This window comes from Streptomyces sp. NPDC005784 (assembly GCF_042871525.1).
In the GTDB taxonomy this organism is placed as follows: Bacteria; Actinomycetota; Actinomycetes; order Streptomycetales; family Streptomycetaceae; genus Streptomyces.
In genome coordinates, this window is sequence record NZ_JBIAIQ010000004.1 from 452972 (window position 1) to 468922 (window position 15951).

General features: G+C 70.7%; 14 protein-coding genes and 1 pseudogene. 4 read left to right on the forward strand and 11 right to left on the reverse strand.

What is annotated here, in order from left to right; translation table 11 throughout:
* Nucleotides 1-28: 28 nt before the first annotated feature.
* The 7 genes and pseudogenes from ACFYR3_RS09850 to ACFYR3_RS09880 all read right to left on the reverse strand — a co-directional run bounded on the left by ACFYR3_RS09850 (nucleotide 29) and on the right by ACFYR3_RS09880 (nucleotide 7540).
* Nucleotides 29-1312: an RNA polymerase sigma factor gene (locus ACFYR3_RS09850; RefSeq protein ID WP_355844030.1), complete on the reverse strand. Its 1284-nt coding sequence runs from the start codon at nucleotides 1310-1312 to the stop codon at nucleotides 29-31.
* A gap of 117 nt (nucleotides 1313-1429) precedes the next feature.
* The gene (locus ACFYR3_RS09855) at nucleotides 1430-1786 is read right to left on the reverse strand and encodes a YciI family protein (RefSeq protein WP_355844027.1); all 357 of its coding nucleotides are present in this window, start codon (nucleotides 1784-1786) and stop codon (nucleotides 1430-1432) included.
* Nucleotides 1787-1946: 160 nt separating this feature from the next.
* Nucleotides 1947-2398 (reverse strand): annotated as a pseudogene (locus ACFYR3_RS09860) (Uma2 family endonuclease).
* A 59-nt stretch (nucleotides 2399-2457) separates the two neighbouring features.
* Entirely contained in the window at nucleotides 2458-3324 is an 867-nt protein-coding gene (locus tag ACFYR3_RS09865; RefSeq protein ID WP_355844024.1) for a hypothetical protein, read from the reverse strand.
* A gap of 262 nt (nucleotides 3325-3586) precedes the next feature.
* Nucleotides 3587-4648, reverse strand: a complete 1062-nt coding sequence (locus ACFYR3_RS09870; protein WP_389282333.1) for an LCP family protein — start codon at nucleotides 4646-4648, stop codon at nucleotides 3587-3589.
* Between the two features lie 117 nt (nucleotides 4649-4765).
* Entirely contained in the window at nucleotides 4766-6133 is a 1368-nt protein-coding gene (locus ACFYR3_RS09875) for an endo-1,4-beta-xylanase (protein ID WP_355844018.1), read from the reverse strand.
* 378 nt (nucleotides 6134-6511) lie between these two features.
* Nucleotides 6512-7540: a LacI family DNA-binding transcriptional regulator gene (locus tag ACFYR3_RS09880; RefSeq protein WP_356784144.1), complete on the reverse strand. Its 1029-nt coding sequence runs from the start codon at nucleotides 7538-7540 to the stop codon at nucleotides 6512-6514.
* Nucleotides 7541-7678: 138 nt separating this feature from the next.
* Between ACFYR3_RS09880 and ACFYR3_RS09885 the strand changes: the two genes are divergently transcribed.
* From ACFYR3_RS09885 to ACFYR3_RS09900, 4 genes are read left to right on the forward strand one after another with little or no spacing between them, the layout of a single operon-like run.
* A complete protein-coding gene (locus ACFYR3_RS09885; RefSeq protein ID WP_355844013.1) occupies nucleotides 7679-8986 on the forward strand; it encodes an extracellular solute-binding protein in 1308 nt (435 codons plus the stop codon).
* Nucleotides 8983-9897 carry a sugar ABC transporter permease gene (locus ACFYR3_RS09890; protein ID WP_355844010.1) on the forward strand — a complete coding sequence of 305 codons (915 nt, stop codon included), beginning with the start codon at nucleotides 8983-8985 and terminating at the stop codon, nucleotides 9895-9897. Before ACFYR3_RS09885 ends, ACFYR3_RS09890 begins: the two co-directional genes overlap by 4 nt.
* Nucleotides 9898-9901: 4 nt before the next feature.
* Complete coding sequence (locus ACFYR3_RS09895; RefSeq protein WP_389282336.1) at nucleotides 9902-10801, forward strand: carbohydrate ABC transporter permease; 900 nt, start codon at nucleotides 9902-9904, stop codon at nucleotides 10799-10801.
* A gap of 50 nt (nucleotides 10802-10851) precedes the next feature.
* A complete protein-coding gene (locus ACFYR3_RS09900) occupies nucleotides 10852-13170 on the forward strand; it encodes a glycoside hydrolase family 3 N-terminal domain-containing protein (protein WP_389282338.1) in 2319 nt (772 codons plus the stop codon).
* Nucleotides 13171-13399: 229 nt separating this feature from the next.
* Here ACFYR3_RS09900 and ACFYR3_RS09905 read toward each other — a convergent pair whose 3' ends face one another.
* Genes ACFYR3_RS09905 through tsaB form a run of 4 tightly spaced genes read right to left on the reverse strand, consistent with a single transcriptional unit; the run spans nucleotide 13400 to nucleotide 15900 of the window.
* A complete protein-coding gene (locus ACFYR3_RS09905; protein WP_355844001.1) occupies nucleotides 13400-13657 on the reverse strand; it encodes a hypothetical protein in 258 nt (85 codons plus the stop codon).
* Complete coding sequence (gene tsaD / locus ACFYR3_RS09910; RefSeq protein ID WP_389282340.1) at nucleotides 13654-14763, reverse strand: tRNA (adenosine(37)-N6)-threonylcarbamoyltransferase complex transferase subunit TsaD; 1110 nt, start codon at nucleotides 14761-14763, stop codon at nucleotides 13654-13656. Before tsaD ends, ACFYR3_RS09905 begins: the two co-directional genes overlap by 4 nt.
* A complete protein-coding gene (gene rimI, locus ACFYR3_RS09915) occupies nucleotides 14756-15229 on the reverse strand; it encodes a ribosomal protein S18-alanine N-acetyltransferase (RefSeq protein WP_355844311.1) in 474 nt (157 codons plus the stop codon). The genes tsaD and rimI overlap by 8 nt, the downstream gene beginning before the upstream one ends.
* A 17-nt stretch (nucleotides 15230-15246) precedes the next feature.
* Nucleotides 15247-15900, reverse strand: coding sequence for a tRNA (adenosine(37)-N6)-threonylcarbamoyltransferase complex dimerization subunit type 1 TsaB (gene tsaB / locus ACFYR3_RS09920; RefSeq protein ID WP_355843995.1), 654 nt, complete (start codon nucleotides 15898-15900; stop codon nucleotides 15247-15249).
* Nucleotides 15901-15951 lie beyond the last annotated feature (51 nt).

Consider the following 15951-nt stretch of genomic DNA (forward strand, 5'->3'; position numbering starts at 1 on the left):
TTGGGAACGGGGTTACCGAACGGGAACTTCACGAACATCGCAGCTCACGGGCCCGTGCCGTCAGTAGTTCCCGCTCCCGCTCGTTCCGCGCCAGCGAGGCCGCCCGCTCGAACTCCGCCCGCGCCTGCGTCGTACGCCCCAGCCGCGCGAGCAGGTCACCGCGCACGCTGGGCAGCAAGTGGTAGTCGCGCAGGGCGGGTTCACCGGCGAGGGCGTCCACGATCTCCAGGGCGGGGCCTGGCCCGTCGGCCATGGAGACGGCCACGGCACGGTTCAGCTCGACGACCGGAGAGGGCGTGCGGGCCGCCAGCAGGCCGTACAGGGTGGCGATCTGCCGCCAGTCCGTGTCCTCGTAGGTGTAGGCCTGCGCGTGGCAGGCGGCGATGGCGGCCTGGAGGGCGTACGGCCCCGGGCTGCCGGTGGCGACGGCGTTGGCGCGGCCCAGCGCGGTGAAGCCGCGGCGGATCAGCATGCGGTTCCAGCGGCGGCGGTTCTGGTCCTTGAGGAGGACGGGTTCGCCACCGGGCCCGGTGCGGGCGGCCGCCCGGGACTCCTGGAGCTCCAGCAGGGCGGCGAGACCGTGCACCTCGGGCTCCTTGGGCATCAGCTCGGCGAGCACGCGGGCCAACCGGAGCGCGTCCTCGCAGAGCGCCGGACGGAGCAGGTCGTCGCCGGCCGTGGCCGCGTACCCCTCGTTGAAAATGAGGTAGATGACCTCCAGTACGGACCCGAGCCGGGCTTCGCGGTCAGGGCCGTACGGCACCTCGAAGGCGACCCCCTTCGTCGCCAGCGTCCGCTTGGCCCGCACGATGCGCTGGGCGATCGTCGCCTCCGGGACGAGGAAGGCGCGGGCGATCTCGGACGTCGTCAGCCCGCCGAGGAGCCGCAGCGTCAGCGCGATGCGGGCCTCGGCGGACAGGACGGGATGGCAGGCGGTGAAGACCAGCCGGAGCAGGTCGTCGTCGATGTCGTCCGGATCGGCGGGTTCGTCGATGTGGTGCGGCGCGGACAGCGAGAGGTCCCGCCCGACCTCCTCCAGCTTGCGCGCGTAACGCTCCCGGCGGCGTACGAGGTCGATCGCCCGGTGCTTGGCCGTGGCCGTCAGCCAGGCGCCGGGATTGTCCGGCACGCCGTCCCTCGGCCACTGCTCCAGCGCCGCGACCAGGGCGTCCTGCGCGAGTTCCTCGGCGATGCCGACGTCACGCACGATCCGGGCGACGCCCGCGATGATGCGCGGGGACTCGATGCGGAAGATGGTCTCGACGGCCGTGTCGACACCGTCTGCGGGTGCTCGGGTGGGCTGCTGTTCCACAGTTCACCATCAGACACCCGCGGCGGCGTCAGGCCAAGGAGACCACTCGGGCCGTGGGGACCGCTCGCGCCGAGGGCCCACTCAGGCCGTGAGGACCGCTCAGGCCGAGGAGAGCACTCAGCCTCCGGCGATCTCCCGCACCTCGCAGGTGACCGTCCAGAACTCCTCGTGCGTCTTCAGGAACCGCTTGGTCCACTCCACGGCCTCGGCCATGTCCTTGCACTGCATGATCGCGTAGCCGCCGACGACCTCCTTGGACTCCGTGAAGGGACCGTCGGTGACGGACAGCTGGCCGCCCGACCAGTGGACGCGCTTGCCCTGCGCGGTGGGCGTCAGGCCATCGGTCTCGAGCATGACGCCCGCCTTGGTGATCTCCTCGATGAGCTCGCCCATCCGCTGCATCAGTTCGGGGCTGGGCCCCTCGGCGGGCGCGGTGCTCTCGTCGATCTGGACCAGCGAAAGATAGCGGGGCATGGTGACTCCTCGTGTCTTCGGTGCCTCGGAGGCGGGGCTTCTCCCTGCCTCTCACCCGTGCGTCGAACGGGAGACACCGGTTTCGACACCGTCCCCGGATTTCTTTGATTTCTTTCTCCGGGCGGGACCAGACGGGGCATCGGGTCATTGGGTCATCGGGTCAGTCGGCGAAGTCCTTGAGCTTCTGTGTGTCCAGCGTGAACCCGACCGGATCCGGCAGCTCGATCGCCGCTCCGAACGCCCGGGTGGTGAGAGAGCGGTAGACGCCCCCCTCGGGGTCGCAGTGCACGGTCACACTGTCCGTGTCCCGGTCGACGAGGAGGTGGACGGGGATTCCGGCGGCCGCATATCCGTCGGGCTTCTCGATCCGGTCGCGCCGGTCGGCGTCCCGGTCGTGCGAGGTGACCTCGACGACCATCAGGACACCCGCGGGCTCGGAGGCTTGAGGAGCCAGGCGACGATCTCGCCGTGGTTGCCGTCCGGCATGGGCTTGACCCCGATCTTTCCGTTCAGGAATTCCAGCCGCGCCGACTCGGGTGCGTGACGAGCGAGCTCCTCGAACTCCTCGACGAGCATCTGGGGCCGGTCGGACGGGCTGGGGCTGGGGGTCATGGCTTCTCCTCCTCCCCTCCATCCTGCCCCGGTCAGGGGCGGACCGTGCTGCAAGGTCGTCATGTGCCTGCTCCTTTCTCGGTTTCCTCCGTGCGGGTCCCGGTACGCAGAGCGGCGCGCAGCCGTCCGGCATGGGCGCGCACCTCATGGGCCGCGAGGGCGGGCCGCCCGCCCCAGCACGCTCCGCACAACCCGCCCCGCAGCTCGACACCGTCCCCGCCCGGCTCCCCGCATGCCGTGCAGACCACCTCGTAGCGGGGCGCCGGTGGCTGCGGCTCGGGCCGCGGGGGCAGCTTGGCGAGCAGCCGGGCGCGTACGAAGGCGTAGGCGTGCGCCACGCGTTCCGGGAGCCCAGCCGTCAGCGCCTGGACGAGTTGTGGCTCACCCGCACCCCGCGCGAACCACTCGGCGGCCTCCCCCTCCAGTGCCGCGCACTCCCCCGCCGACAGCGTCAAGCGGGCGTCGATCCGGCCGAGCCGCGCCAGCACGCTGTACGCCGTCGAGCGCGCCGCCTGCGCCGGGGGCCGCTCGGTCACGGGCGTCTCTCCGGCGAGGAAGGAATTCCACCAGGCGTCGTCGTGAGCGGTGCGCGAGAAGAAGGTGTGCCAGACCCAGCGGGGGCAGCCGTCGACGGTGACGGGACGGCGTACCCGGCGCAAATGGCCTGCCGCGGAAAGGTTGTTGAGGGCCGTGGAGAGGGCGCACTGGCCGTACGGGAGGTGCTTGGCGAGGGTCTTGATCGAGAGGTCGGACTCGTCGGCGAGCCGGTCGATGTACGTCGCGATCGATGCCTCGCGGGTGGGCAGATGTACGAAGTCCCGACCCGTACGTGGGGTTTGGTCGGGCGCCGACCGTTTTCCATAGCCCGGATTGGCGAGGGGATGGGCGGAGGGGCGCGGGGCAGCACTAAGCTGAGTAACAGCCATGGGTCGAAGTCTCGTTTCGCTCTCATCGGTCAGACCCCCGCGCGGTGCTCCAACACCCACGGGGGTCGTGCTTTCGCGGCGCACGCTACACGTCCGCCACGCTCCGCCGCGACCTGATCACGAAAAGTCATATCCCCTGGCCCGGACGGCACTTCGGCCGTCAACGAGGGAGGGAGGGTGGGTTGAGCCTCCCACCCATTCCATACAAAAGAGGCTCGAATCCCGGCCCCCGAAGCTCAAGTCCCGCGGACCTTCTCCTCGTTCATTTGAGCGAAGCCCACAGATCGCTCGCCTCCGGCTCGTTCGCGACCACTCGGTTGCGGTCCGAGGGAGCTGCCACCACCGGCATCATCACCGTCTCGACCGCGTCGGAGGAGAGGGACTTCAGGCTCTGGCCGAGTTTCGTCAACTCGCCGAGCGAGTCCAGCCCGGTGTCCGTCGTCAGGCTGCCGGTCACCGCGTTCGCGACGTTGTAGAGCTTGGCCGGGTCGGTGAGCAGGCCGGCCGATGAGATCTGCGCCAACAGGGCTTTTACGAGCTTCTGTTGGAGACCTATGCGGCCCAGGTCGCTGCCGTCGCCTATGCCGTGCCGGGTGCGGGCGAGCGCCAGCGCCTGCGTGCCGTCGAGGTGGTGTTCGCCGGCGGCGAGGTGCAGATGGCTCTTGTCGTCGTCGATGTTCTCGTCCGTGGTGACCGTGACACCGCCGAGCGCGTCCACGAGGGCCGCGAAGCCGGAGAAGTCGATCTCGATGTAGTGGTCCATGCGGACATCGGTCAGGGACTCGACCGTCTTCACCGCGCAGACCGGGCCGCCGATCGAATAGGCGCTGTTGAACATCGCGTTGTACGCCACCGCCGTCGTCCCCCCGGAGGAGGTGGGGCAGGCCGGCCTGGTCACCAAGGTGTCCCGGGGGATGCTCACCACGGTCGCCCGGGTGCGTCCGGCGTCGATGTGCACGACCATCGCCGTGTCGGAACGGGCGCCCGAGCTGTCGCCGCCGCCGAGCTTCGCGTTCGCCTTGCCGCTGCGCGAGTCGGAGCCGAGGACCAGGATGTTGAGGGCGCCACTGGGCAGCGGGGAGGCGGAGGCCGACGCGGACGCCGGGGACGAGGGCGTCGACACGGCCTTCGCGGGACGGTCGCCGCCGAGCGCGCTGTTGATGTCGACGCCCTTGATGTTGTGGTTCAGATGCCAGTAGGCCCAGCCCGCCGTGCCGATGCCCAGCACCAGCACTCCCGCCAGGGTGAGACCGACGGCCTTCAGTACCCGCGACCGCCGGCCCACCGGCCCGACTCCGTCCCCGCCCTCTTTGTGTCCCGTCACGAGGAGGAACGTAAGTCCGAAATATTACGAGCGGAGGTTCGATGTGACGTTTCTTCGAAAACTCTCACGCTTCTCAGAACGACCTCACACCGGCCCCAGTACAACCCCGGTCCGACCTCAGCCCAGCGTCACCGTCGGCGCCGGATTGCTGCCGCTCCAGGAGGCGTTGAACCCGAACGTCACCGAACCGCCGTCCGGGACGGTCCCGTTGTAGGAGGCATTGGCACAACTCACCGCTGTGCCGGTCTGGGTGCAGGTCGCGTTCCAGGCCTGGGTGATCCGCTGGCCCGCGCCGTACGTCCAGTTCACCTTCCACGACGCCAGCGCGGCCCCGGAGCACGCGATGCGCACCTGCCCCGTGAACCCGGTGTTCCACTGGCTCTGGACGCTGTACGTCGCCGCGCACGCGCCCGTGGGCGGCGGCGTCGAGGTTCCGCCGCCGAGCGAGGTGGCGATGGCGTTGTACGCCGGTTTGGGCGCGTAGTTCTCGTCGTACGGTGTCGCCGCGCCGTAGCCCGAGAAGACGTCCGGGATCCAGGAGTCGGAGTCGGTGAAGCCCCAGACCGTCACGCCGTAGCAGCGGGTCACCGCGACGCAGGCGTCGAACACGGCCTTGTAGTCGGCGGCCTGCTGCGCCAACTTGGTGCCGTCGGAGGGCAGTTGCATCCGGATGTCCAGCTCCGTGATCGCGACGTCGACACCGAGGTCGGCGAAGCGCTGGATGTTCTGCTGGAGGGTGCCCGGAACATGGCCGAGGATGAGGTGGGCCTGGAGGCCGACGCCGTCGATCGGGACGCCGCGAGCCTTGAGGGACTTGACCAGGTTGTAGAGGGCGGTGCTCTTCGCGTTGACGCCCTCGACGTTGTAGTCGTTGATGTAGAGCTTGGCGCTCGGGTCGGCGGCGTGCGCCCAGGTGAGCGCCTGCGCGATGTAGTCGGCACCGAGGCCGTTGTACCAGAGGGTCGAGCGGTAGGTGCCGTCCTCGTTGAAGGGCTCGTTGACCACGTCCCAGGCGGCCAGCTTCCCTTTGTAGCGGGTGACTTCGGTGGTGATGTGGTCCTGGAGCAGACCGCTCAGCTCGGCGGTCGTCCAGGTGCCGTTCGTCAGCCAGCTCGGGTTCTGGCTGTGCCAGACCAGGGTGTGACCGCGCACCTGCTGGTTGTGGGCCTGCGCGAACGCGACGATCTGGTCGGCCTCGGCCCAGTTGAAGCTGCCCCGGGTGGGCTCGACGGTGCCCCACTTCATGGCGTTGCCCGGTGTCAGCGAGTTGAACTGGGCCCCGGCGATGTCGCCGTACGTCCCCGTCAGCTTGGAGCCGGTGACGGCGGTGCCTATGACCTTGCCCTTGGCGGCGGCGAGGTCGCGCAGCGGGGTGTCGGCCGCGTGCGCCGTCGTACCGGCCGCGAGCAGGGCGCCCACGGTCACGACTCCTGCGAACAGGGCGGCGACGCGGCGGCGTAAGGGGCGGGTTCTGGAGGTTCTCATGGCGGGTGCCTCCGAAAGTTTCGGTCGTACAACCGATTGACTTCGCTGGAGTGTGGAGGGGGATGCCCCACCCGTCAATACGGTCCCCCGGCCAACTTCGAGCCGATCCGGCCTCACGCCCCCCGCCCCGACCCCGCTCCTCGAACACACCGGAGGGGATGAAATTTCCCGGCCGGGGCCGAAAGGCAGAACGGCCACTACGAATCACCCGCACCCGGCGACGCGCGCGAGGGGCCGTGCCGGTACATCGATGCCCGTCGCCACCGACGCCCACGCCTCACACAACGGCGACGGGCTGATGCACCGGCACGGACCCGACCCCCCCCCCACCGGACCGAACCGCGAACGACACGGGCGAGCTGCCGGAGGCGCCCGGCCTCACGCCGGAGGCGCCCCCGTGCTGCTGCGCACGACCAGGCTCGTCGCCAGTTCCATCCTCGTCCCGGCCGACGGCCTTTCCTGGCGGCTCAGGTCGAGCACCAGCTTCGCCGCCGCCTCGGCCATCTCCGTCAGCGGCTGCCGTACGGTCGTCAGCGGCGGCCCCACCCAGCGCGCCACCGGCAGATCGTCGAAGCCGACGACGCTGAGGTCCTCGGGAATGCGCAGCCCCAGCTCGCGGGCCGCCTCATAGAGGCCGAGCGCCTGGAGGTCGTTGCCGGCGAAGACGGCCGTGGGCCGGTCGGGGCGGCGCAGCAGATCGAGGCCGATCCGGCGGCCGGCCTCGTGGTGGAAGTCTCCGGCGACGATCAGCGAGGGGTCGACCGGCAGCCCGGCCGTCTCCAGCGCCGCACGGTAGCCGTCGACCCGCGCCCGGCTGCACATCATCCGTGACGGCCCGCTGATGGCGCCGATCCGGGTGTGGCCGAGTTCGACGAGGTGGCGGGTGGCGGCGAGGCCGCCCTGCCAGTTGGTGGCGCCGATGGAGGGCACGTCGACTCCGGGGTCGCCCGCAGGATCCATCACCACGAACGGGATGGACCTGCTGTTCAGCAGGGCGCGCTGGGAGTCGTCGAGGCCCGAGAGGACGAGGATCACGCCGTGCGGGCGGCGGGCCGCGACCTGGTCGGCCCAGGTCCGGCCAGGGGTGAGCCGCCCGGCGGACTCGGAGAGCACCACGCTGAGGCCGGCGTCCCGGGCGACGTTCTCCACGCCCCGGATGACCTCCATCGCCCAGGCGCTCTCCAGTTCGTGGAAGACCAGGTCGATCAGCGGCGAGCGGGAGGCCTCGGCCCGGCGGCGACGGTAGCCGTAGGCGTGCAGCAGCTCCTCGACGCGGGAGCGGGTCGCGGGGGCGACGTCGGCGCGACCGTTGAGGACCTTCGAAACAGTCGGAGCCGAAACGCCGGCCTCCCGGGCGATCTCGGCCAGCGTCGCCGTCTGTGGTTCTGCGGACTTCCCAGGCTTCATGGCGGCGATCGTATATCTGCGCGACCCCTTGACGGGCCCCTCGGATCGTCTTACCTTCCCGGAACATTCGAAAAATGACTCGAAACATTCGCGATGGATCATCGGCGATCCTTCGCGCCTACCGAGAGGTGCCCTCCTATGGAGTCCCACAGCAGACGTTGGTTCCTCGGCGCGGGCACGGTCGCGCTTGCCTCTGTCGGCGGGCTCACCGCCTGCGGCTCCGGCGGCGGCTCGGGCGCCGACGGGGCGCTCACCGCGTTCGTATACGGGGACGACGCGGCGAAGATCCAGGTCAAGTCCGTGAACCGGTTCAACGCGTCGGCCGCCGCGAAGAAGGCCAAGGGCACGATCAAGCTCCAGAAGGTGCCCGCCACCGACTACCCGGCCAAGCTGCGCACGGCCATGGGCTCGCCCAACGCCCCCGACGTGTTCTTCAACTGGGGCGGCGGCTCCATCAAGGCCTACCAGGAGGCCGGCCAGCTCGTCGACCTGACCGACGTCATCGCCTCCGACTCCGTGCTCAAGAGCGGTTTCCTGCCGTCGGTGCTGGCGTCGGGCGGACTGGACGGCAAGAACTACGGCGTGCCGATGCGGGGCATGCAGCCCGTGATCCTCTTCTACAACAAGACCGTCTTCGAGGAGAACAAGCTCCAGCCGCCCACCACCTGGGACCAGTTGCTGGACATCAACACCAAGCTGAAGAAGGCGAACATCACCCCGTTCGCCCTGGGCGGCGCGGACATCTGGCCCGAACTCATGTGGCTGGAGTACCTGGTCGACCGGATCGGCGGCCCCCAGGTCTTCGAGAAGATCAAGAACGGTGACGCCTCCGCCTGGGGCGACCCGGCCGTCCTCAAGGCCGCGCAGACGGTCAAGCAGCTCATCGACGACGGCGCCTTCGGCAAGGGCTACAGCTCGGTGGGTTACGGCAACGGCGGCGCTCCCGCGGTCTTCGCCAAGGGCAAGGCGGCGATGCATCTGATGGGTTCGTGGGAGTACTCCACGCAGCTCGGCAAGTTCCCCGACTTCGCCAAGAAGAACATGGGCTGGTGCGCCTTCCCCCAGATCGAGGGCGGCGCCGGCGACATCCGCAACGTGGTCGGCAACCCCACCAACTACTGGTCGGTGAACGCCCACACCTCCAACAAGGACGCGGCGATCGCCTTCCTGCGGGACTCCGCCTCTCTCGCGTACACGAAGGAACTCATAGCCAACGGCGACGTCCCGGCCACCTCGAACGCGGCGACCCTCCTGGACGCCTCGCCGAACCCGGAGTTCGCCAAGTTCCAGTACGAGATGGTGCAGAAGGCCCCCGCGTTCACGCTGAGCTGGGACCAGGCGGTCGACCCGGACGTGTCGACCCCGATGCTCACCGAGGTCAACAAGCTGTTCGTGGGCAAGTCCTCGCCGACGCAGTTCGTGTCGGCGCTCAAGGAGCTGAAGTGAGCGTCACGCAGGTCAAGGGCGGCCCGCGGAACGACGCGGGCCGCCCACGCTCCGGCCGACGCAACAGGGCCGGCCGCCCGAGCGCGGCGCTGGCCCTTCCCGGCGTCCTGTTCTTCGCGTTCTTCGCCCTCGCCCCGATGGTCCTGGCCTTCTACCTGTCGTTCACCAAGTGGAACGGCCTGGGAGACCCGCAACTGGTCGGTCTGGCCAACTGGCGCAAGCTGCTGAGCGACGACCGGCTGACCCAGTCGCTGACGGTCACCGTCGCACTGACCGTGGTGAGCTGGGCGTTCCAGACGGTGATCTCGCTGCTGCTGGGCGTCTGGGCGGCGGGCAGACAGCGCAACCGCGCGGTCCTCTCGGCGATCTTCTTCGTGCCGTTCCTGCTGTCGTCGACGGCGATCTCCCTGCTGTTCTACGCGCTCCTTGACCCGAACTTCGGCATCATCCACAAGGACACCCTCGGCACGACCAGCGGCGCGTTCCTCGCGATCGTGTTCGTCGGCGGCTGGCAGTTCATCCCCTTCCACACCCTGATCTACCAGGGCGGGGCGCGGCAGATCCCCGAGGTGCTCTACCAGGCGGCGGCGATCGACGGGGCCGGACGTCTGCGGCAGTTCTTCTCGATCACGCTGCCGCAGCTGCGCAACACGGCGACGACGTCCGGTGTGCTGATGGTCGTCGGTTCGCTGACGTACTTCGAGACGGTCCTGATCCTCACCCAGGGCGGTCCGGGCACCGACACGGCGATCCTGCCGTACCTGATGTACGAGGCAGGCTTCAAGAGCTACGACTTCGGCTACGCGAGCGCCGTCGCCTCGTTCCTGGTGCTCGCGGCGACCGCGCTGTCCCTGCTGATGGTGAAGCTGTCCGGCTTCGGCGCGATGCGCAGTACCCGGGAAGGAATGTGACGGCATGTCACACGACACATTGTCCCGTCCCGTGAAGACGGACTCCGCCCCGTCCGCCGAGCGGCCCGCGCGCCGCCGCAGGCACTGGGCCAGGCGCGCCAACCCGCTCGCCGGCGCCGGAACGCTGATCTGGCTGGCCGTCGTGATCATCCCGATCTACGCGATGTTCTCGGCCTCGCTCACCCACCAGGACGAGGCGCTGGGCCACAACGCCCTGAAGCCGCCGTCCCGTCCGACCCTGGACAACTACAACACCGTCCTGCACAACGGCTTCGGCCACCTGCTGTGGAACACGGTGCTGGCGGCGGCCGGAGTCGTCCTGATCGTCCTGGTGCTGTGCGTCCCGCTGTCCTACGTGGCCGTGCGGACCCGCAGCGCCTGGTCGGGGGCCGCGTTCCGGCTGTTCCTGCTGGGCGTGGCGATCCCGGCGCAGGCCGTCGTGGTGCCCCTCTACCTGATGATCGCCAAGCTGAACCTCTACGACAGCCTGCTCGCGATCGTGCTGCCGACGGCCGCGTTCGCCATGCCGGTGTCGGTGCTGATCCTCACCGGCACGCTGCGGGACATCTCGGAGGAGATGTACGAGGCGATGGCGCTGGACGGCGCCTCCACCACCCGGATGCTGTTCCAGCTCGTCATCCCGATGTCCAAGGGCGGCATCAGCACCGTCGTCATCTACGCGGCGCTCCAGGCCTGGAACGGCTTCCTCTTCCCGCTGATCTTCACCCAGTCCGACGGGCCACGGGTGCTGACCCTCGGTCTGTTCGACTACGTGAGCGAGTTCGGCGTGAACATTCCCGCGATCCTCGCCTCGGTCGTCCTCTCCGGTGTCCCGATCTTCATCGTGTACCTGGTGGCCCGGCGCGCGCTGGTCGGCGGCCTCATGGGTGTGGGCGGCAAGTGAACGTGTACGACCAGGGGCGCTCGAACCCCCCTTTCCCCGACAGGAGTTCCATGACCACCGCTCCCTGGCGCGATCCCGCCCTGCCCGCCGCGACCCGCGTCGACGACCTGCTCTCCCGGATGACCCTGGAGGAGAAGACCGCCCAGCTCTACGGCGTGTGGGTGGGTGCCGCCACGGACGGTGGCGGAGTCGCCCCGCTCCAGAGCGAGATGTCCTCAGACTACGACTGGGACGAGCTGATCGCCCTCGGTCTCGGCCAGCTCACCCGCTCGTTCGGCACCGCCCCCGTGGACCCGGCGCTGGGCGCGCAGGCCCTTGCCCGCGCCCAGCGCCGGATCATCGAAGCGAGCCGCTTCGGCATACCCGCGGTCGCCCACGAGGAGTGCCTGGCGGGCTTCACGGCATGGCAGGCGACGGCGTACCCGGTCCCGCTGTCCTGGGGCGCCACCTTCCATCCGGAGCTGGTGGAGGAGCTGGGCCGGCGCATCGGCGAGGACCTGCGCTCGGTCGGCGTCCACCAGGGGCTCGCCCCGGTCCTGGACGTGGTCCGCGACCTGCGCTGGGGCCGGGTGGAGGAGACGATCGGCGAGGACCCGTACCTGGTCGGCACCGTCGCCACCGCCTATGTGCGGGGCCTGGAGTCGGCCGGGATCGTGGCCACGCTCAAGCACTTCGCCGGGTACGCGGCCTCGGCCGGTGCCCGGAACCTGGGGCCGGTGCGAGCGGGTGTGCGCGAGCTCGCCGACATCACGCTGCCGCCGTTCGAGATGGCCCTGCGCGAGGGCGGCGCCCGTTCGGTGATGGCCGCCTACAACGACACGGACGGCGTCCCCGCGTCGGCCGACCCGCAGCTGCTGACCGAGCTGCTGCGCGACCAGTGGGGCTTCACCGGCACGGTGGTCTCGGACTACTTCGGTGTCGGCTTCCTCCAGAGCCTGCACCGGGTGGCCGGCAGCGAGGCCGAGGCGGCGCACAAGGCGCTGGAGGCCGGCATCGATGTCGAGCTGCCCACGCTGAAGTGCTACGGCGAGCCGCTGGTGGCCGCCGTCCGCGCGGGCACCGTCCCCGAGTCGCTGATCGACCGGGCTGCCCACCGGGTGCTGCTCCAGAAGTGCGAACTCGGCCTGCTGGACGAGGACTGGCGGCCGGAGACCGGCCGGAGCGTCGACCTGGACTCCGCGGGCAACCGGGCACTCGCCCGCAAGCTCGCCGAGGAGTCGGTGGTCCTGCTGGACAACGCGGACGGCGTGCTGCCGCTGGCCCCGGACACCCGGATCGCGGTGGTCGGTCCCCGCGCGGCGGACCCCCTGGCGATGCTCGGCTGCTACTCGTTCCCCTCGCACGTGCTCACGCACCACCCCGAGGTGCCGATCGGCGTGGACATACCGACCGTGCTCGACTCCCTGCGTGCCGAACTGCCGGACGCCAAAGTGACGTTCGCGCAGGGTTGCGGGGTCTCGGACGCGGACCGGTCCGGTTTCGAGGAGGCGGTGGCACGGGCCGCCGAGGCCGACGTGTGCGTGGCGGTGCTCGGTGACCGTGCCGGGCTGTTCGGCCAGGGCACCTCGGGCGAGGGCTGCGACGCGGCCGACCTCGGCCTGCCGGGCGTACAGGGCGAGTTGCTGGACGCCCTGGTCGCCACGGGGGTCCCGGTGGTCCTGGTACTGCTCACCGGCCGCCCCTACGCGCTGGGCCGCTGGCAGGACCGTCTCGGTGGCGTCGTCCAGGCGTTCTTCCCCGGCGAGGAGGGCGGCCCCGCGGTGGCGGGCGTGCTGTCCGGCCGGGTCGGCCCGTCGGGCCGGCTGCCGGTGAGCGTGCCGCGCGACCCGGGCGGCCAGCCGTGGACGTACCTCCAGCCGCCACTGGGCCTGAAGGGCGAGGTCAGCAACCTGGACCCGACGCCGCTGTACCCGTTCGGCCACGGCCTCTCGTACACGTCCTTCGACTGGGAGCCGGCCGATGTTCCCGAGACCGGGATCGGCACCGAGATCGACACCGCCGGTTCGTACGACGTGTCGGTGACCGTCCGCAACACCGGTGAGCGCGCGGGCGCCGAGGTCGTCCAGCTGTACCTGCACGACCCGGTGGCCTCGGTGACCCGCCCGGACGTGCGGCTGATCGGCTACAGGCGTCTGGACCTGGCACCGGGCGAGGCCCGCCGGGTGACCTTCCGCTTCCACGCGGACCTCTCGGCGTTCACCGACCGCACCGGCACCCGGATCGTCGAACCGGGCGCCCTGGAGCTGCGGCTCGCCGCCTCCAGCGCGGACGTGCGCCACACGGCCCGGCTGAACCTGACGGGTCCGGTGCGGAAGCTGGGCACGGACCGGCGCATGCGCTGCGAGACCGAGGTCGCGCAGGTGTCCTGATCCGACGGAGGGCGCTCCGGGAGGCCGGGAGCCGGGTGAGGAGTCGGCGACCGGCCCCCAGGGGATCCAGCCCCGGCATCCGGCCCGCGCCCCGGGCGGCGAGACCCACCGGTGGTCAGCCGCGTGGGCGCGAGACCCACCGGTGGTCAGCCGCGTGGGCGCGGGACCCACCGGTGGTCAACCGCAGGGGCGCGGGACCCATCGGTGCCCGTCGACCGAAGGGCGGCGGTCAGTCCGTGTGGACCGACTCGAAGCGCCACCTGTGTACCGCCCGGGTCACCAACTCAGCGTCCGGTTCGGGCAGTTCGGGCAGCTCCGCGTCGTACGCCGCGTCCCACCAGGTGATGACGAGGACCCGGTCCTGGGGCGCCCGCAGGATCTCCCGCCGCACCGGGGCGCCCGGGATCTCCTGCCCCCGCACCCAGGCGAGCAGCTCCTCGCCCCGGCCGGCGACGGCCCGCGCCTCCCACATCAGCGCGACGGTCACGGGTAGAGGTTCTCCTTCGCGACCTCGTGCACATGATCGTGCGAGTGCGTGTGCGCATGCCCGCGCCCCGGCACGTGCGGATCCGTCACCGGCAACGAGGAGTCCGCCGACAGATCCCAGTCGGAGGCGGCCCGGTTCCGGGCGACCATCTCGGCGCCCAGCGCGGCGACCATCGCGCCGTTGTCCGTGCACAGCTTGGGGCGCGGCACCCTGAGCCGGATCCCGGCCGCCTCGCAGCGCTCCCGGGCGAGCACGCGCAGCCGCGAGTTCGCGGCCACGCCACCGCCGATCATGAGGTGGTCGACGCCCTCGTCCTTGCACGCGCGGACGGCCTTGCGGGTGAGCACGTCCACCACGGCCTCCTGGAAGGACGCGGCCACATCGCGCACCGGCACGTCCTCCCCGGCCGCCCGCTTGGCCTCGATCCAGCGGGCCACGGAGGTCTTCAGACCGGAGAAGGAGAAGTCGTACGCCGGATCGCGCGACCCGGTCAGACCGCGCGGGAACGCGATCGCCTTCGGGTCGCCCTCCTTCGCGTACCGGTCGATGACCGGGCCGCCCGGGAAGCCGAGGTTCAGCACACGCGCGATCTTGTCGAAGGCCTCGCCGGCCGCGTCGTCGATGGTCGCGCCCATCGGCCGTACGTCGGAGGTGATGTCGGTGGACAGCAGCAGCGACGAGTGGCCGCCGGACACCAGCAGGGCCATCGTCGGCTCCGGCAGCGCGCCGTGCTCCAGCTGGTCCACACAGATGTGGGAGGCGAGGTGGTTGACGCCGTACAGCGGCTTGCCCAGGGCGTAGGCGTACGCCTTCGCGGCCGAGACCCCGACGAGCAGCGCCCCGGCGAGCCCGGGTCCCGCCGTGACGGCGATGCCGTCCAGGTCACTGGCCGACACCCCCGCGTCCTTCAGCGCCCGCTGGATGGTCGGCACCATCGCCTCCAGGTGCGCCCTGGACGCGACCTCCGGCACGACCCCGCCGAAGCGCGCGTGTTCGTCCACGCTCGACGCGATCGCGTCCGCGAGCAGGGTGGTACCGCGGACGATGCCGACGCCGGTCTCGTCGCAGGAGGTCTCGATGCCGAGGACGAGAGGTTCGTCAGCCATGGGTCTCTGTTCCTTGTACGGAGGTCGATGGGTCGTGCAGGCGCATCACCAGGGCGTCCACATTCCCCGGCTGGTAGTAGCCGCGCCGGAAACCGATGGCCTCGAAGCCGAAGCGCTCGTACAGCTTCTGCGCGCGGACGTTGTCCACGCGGCATTCGAGCATCACCTCGGCGCAGTCGAAGTCGCTCGCGGCGCGCAGCAGTTCGGTGAGCAGCCGACCGCCGAGGCCGGTGCCCCACTGGTCCTGCCGCACCGCGATGGTCTGCACGTCGCCCAGGTCTCCCGCGGCGGCGAGCCCGGCGTATCCGACGAGCCGGTCGCCGTCGCAGGCGACCAGATAGCGCCGGGTCGCCTGCGGCCCTCGGGAGTGGGCCAGCTCGGACCAGAACATGCCCCGGGACCAGGCGTCCACGGGGAAGAGTTCCTTCTCCAGCTCCAGTACGGGATCGATGTCCCACCAGCGCATCTCGCGCAGCACGGCGGTCACTTGGGGGTGACCACCTTGTAGTTCTTGGGCACCTGGGCGTCCGGGCGGCGCAGATACAGCGGCCGGGGCGGCTCCGGTTCCTCACCGGCGGCCAGCCGCTCCGCGGCCAGAGAGGCGAGCGCGGCGGCCGAGACGTACTCGGGCGCGCGGGCGTCCTGGAAGGTGTCGGGGTACAGGAAGGCGCCCGCGCCGACGGCGGGCAGCGCGGTGACCGTCCCGTCGAGTTCGGCGGGGCGGTCCACGGCGGGCTCCGACAGCCGGGTACGGCGGTCGGCGTAGCGCGCCCAGTAGACCTCCTTGCGCCGGGCGTCCGTGGCGACGACGAAGGGACCCTCCACGTCGGCCGCGTACGCGAGCCCGTCGAGGGTGCACACACCGTGCACGGGCACGCCGAGCGCGAGTCCGAAGGTGTCGGCGGTCATGAGGCCGACGCGCAGCCCCGTGTACGGGCCGGGGCCGACGCCCACGACGATGCCGGTGACGGCGTCCAGCTTGAGGCCTGCCTCGGTGAGCACCCGGTCGACGGCCGGCAGCAGCAGCTCCCCGTGCCGGCGCGCGTCCACCTGGCTCGACGAGGCGATGACGGACGTGCCGTCGTGCAGGGCGACGGTCACGGCGGGGGTGGCGGTATCCAGAGCGAGCAAGAGCACGCAAACAGCGTACGGCGCCGGAGCCTGACGCAAGGCCGCCCGAGAATCCCA

What these genes read in the sequence shown, in the direction of transcription:
- ACFYR3_RS09855 (WP_355844027.1), bottom strand. Translation starts at nt 1,786, where the DNA reads ATGCCCCGCTATCTTTCGCTGGTCCAGATCGACGAGAGCACCGCGCCC.
- ACFYR3_RS09865 (WP_355844024.1), bottom strand. Translation starts at nt 3,324, where the DNA reads ATGGCTGTTACTCAGCTTAGTGCTGCCCCGCGCCCCTCCGCCCATCCC.
- ACFYR3_RS09875 (WP_355844018.1), bottom strand. Translation starts at nt 6,133, where the DNA reads ATGAGAACCTCCAGAACCCGCCCCTTACGCCGCCGCGTCGCCGCCCTG.
- ACFYR3_RS09880 (WP_356784144.1), bottom strand. Translation starts at nt 7,540, where the DNA reads ATGAAGCCTGGGAAGTCCGCAGAACCACAGACGGCGACGCTGGCCGAG.
- ACFYR3_RS09885 (WP_355844013.1), top strand. Translation starts at nt 7,679, where the DNA reads ATGGAGTCCCACAGCAGACGTTGGTTCCTCGGCGCGGGCACGGTCGCG.
- ACFYR3_RS09895 (WP_389282336.1), top strand. Translation starts at nt 9,902, where the DNA reads ATGTCACACGACACATTGTCCCGTCCCGTGAAGACGGACTCCGCCCCG.
- ACFYR3_RS09900 (WP_389282338.1), top strand. Translation starts at nt 10,852, where the DNA reads ATGACCACCGCTCCCTGGCGCGATCCCGCCCTGCCCGCCGCGACCCGC.
- tsaD (WP_389282340.1), bottom strand. Translation starts at nt 14,763, where the DNA reads ATGGCTGACGAACCTCTCGTCCTCGGCATCGAGACCTCCTGCGACGAG.
- rimI (WP_355844311.1), bottom strand. Translation starts at nt 15,229, where the DNA reads ATGCGCTGGTGGGACATCGATCCCGTACTGGAGCTGGAGAAGGAACTC.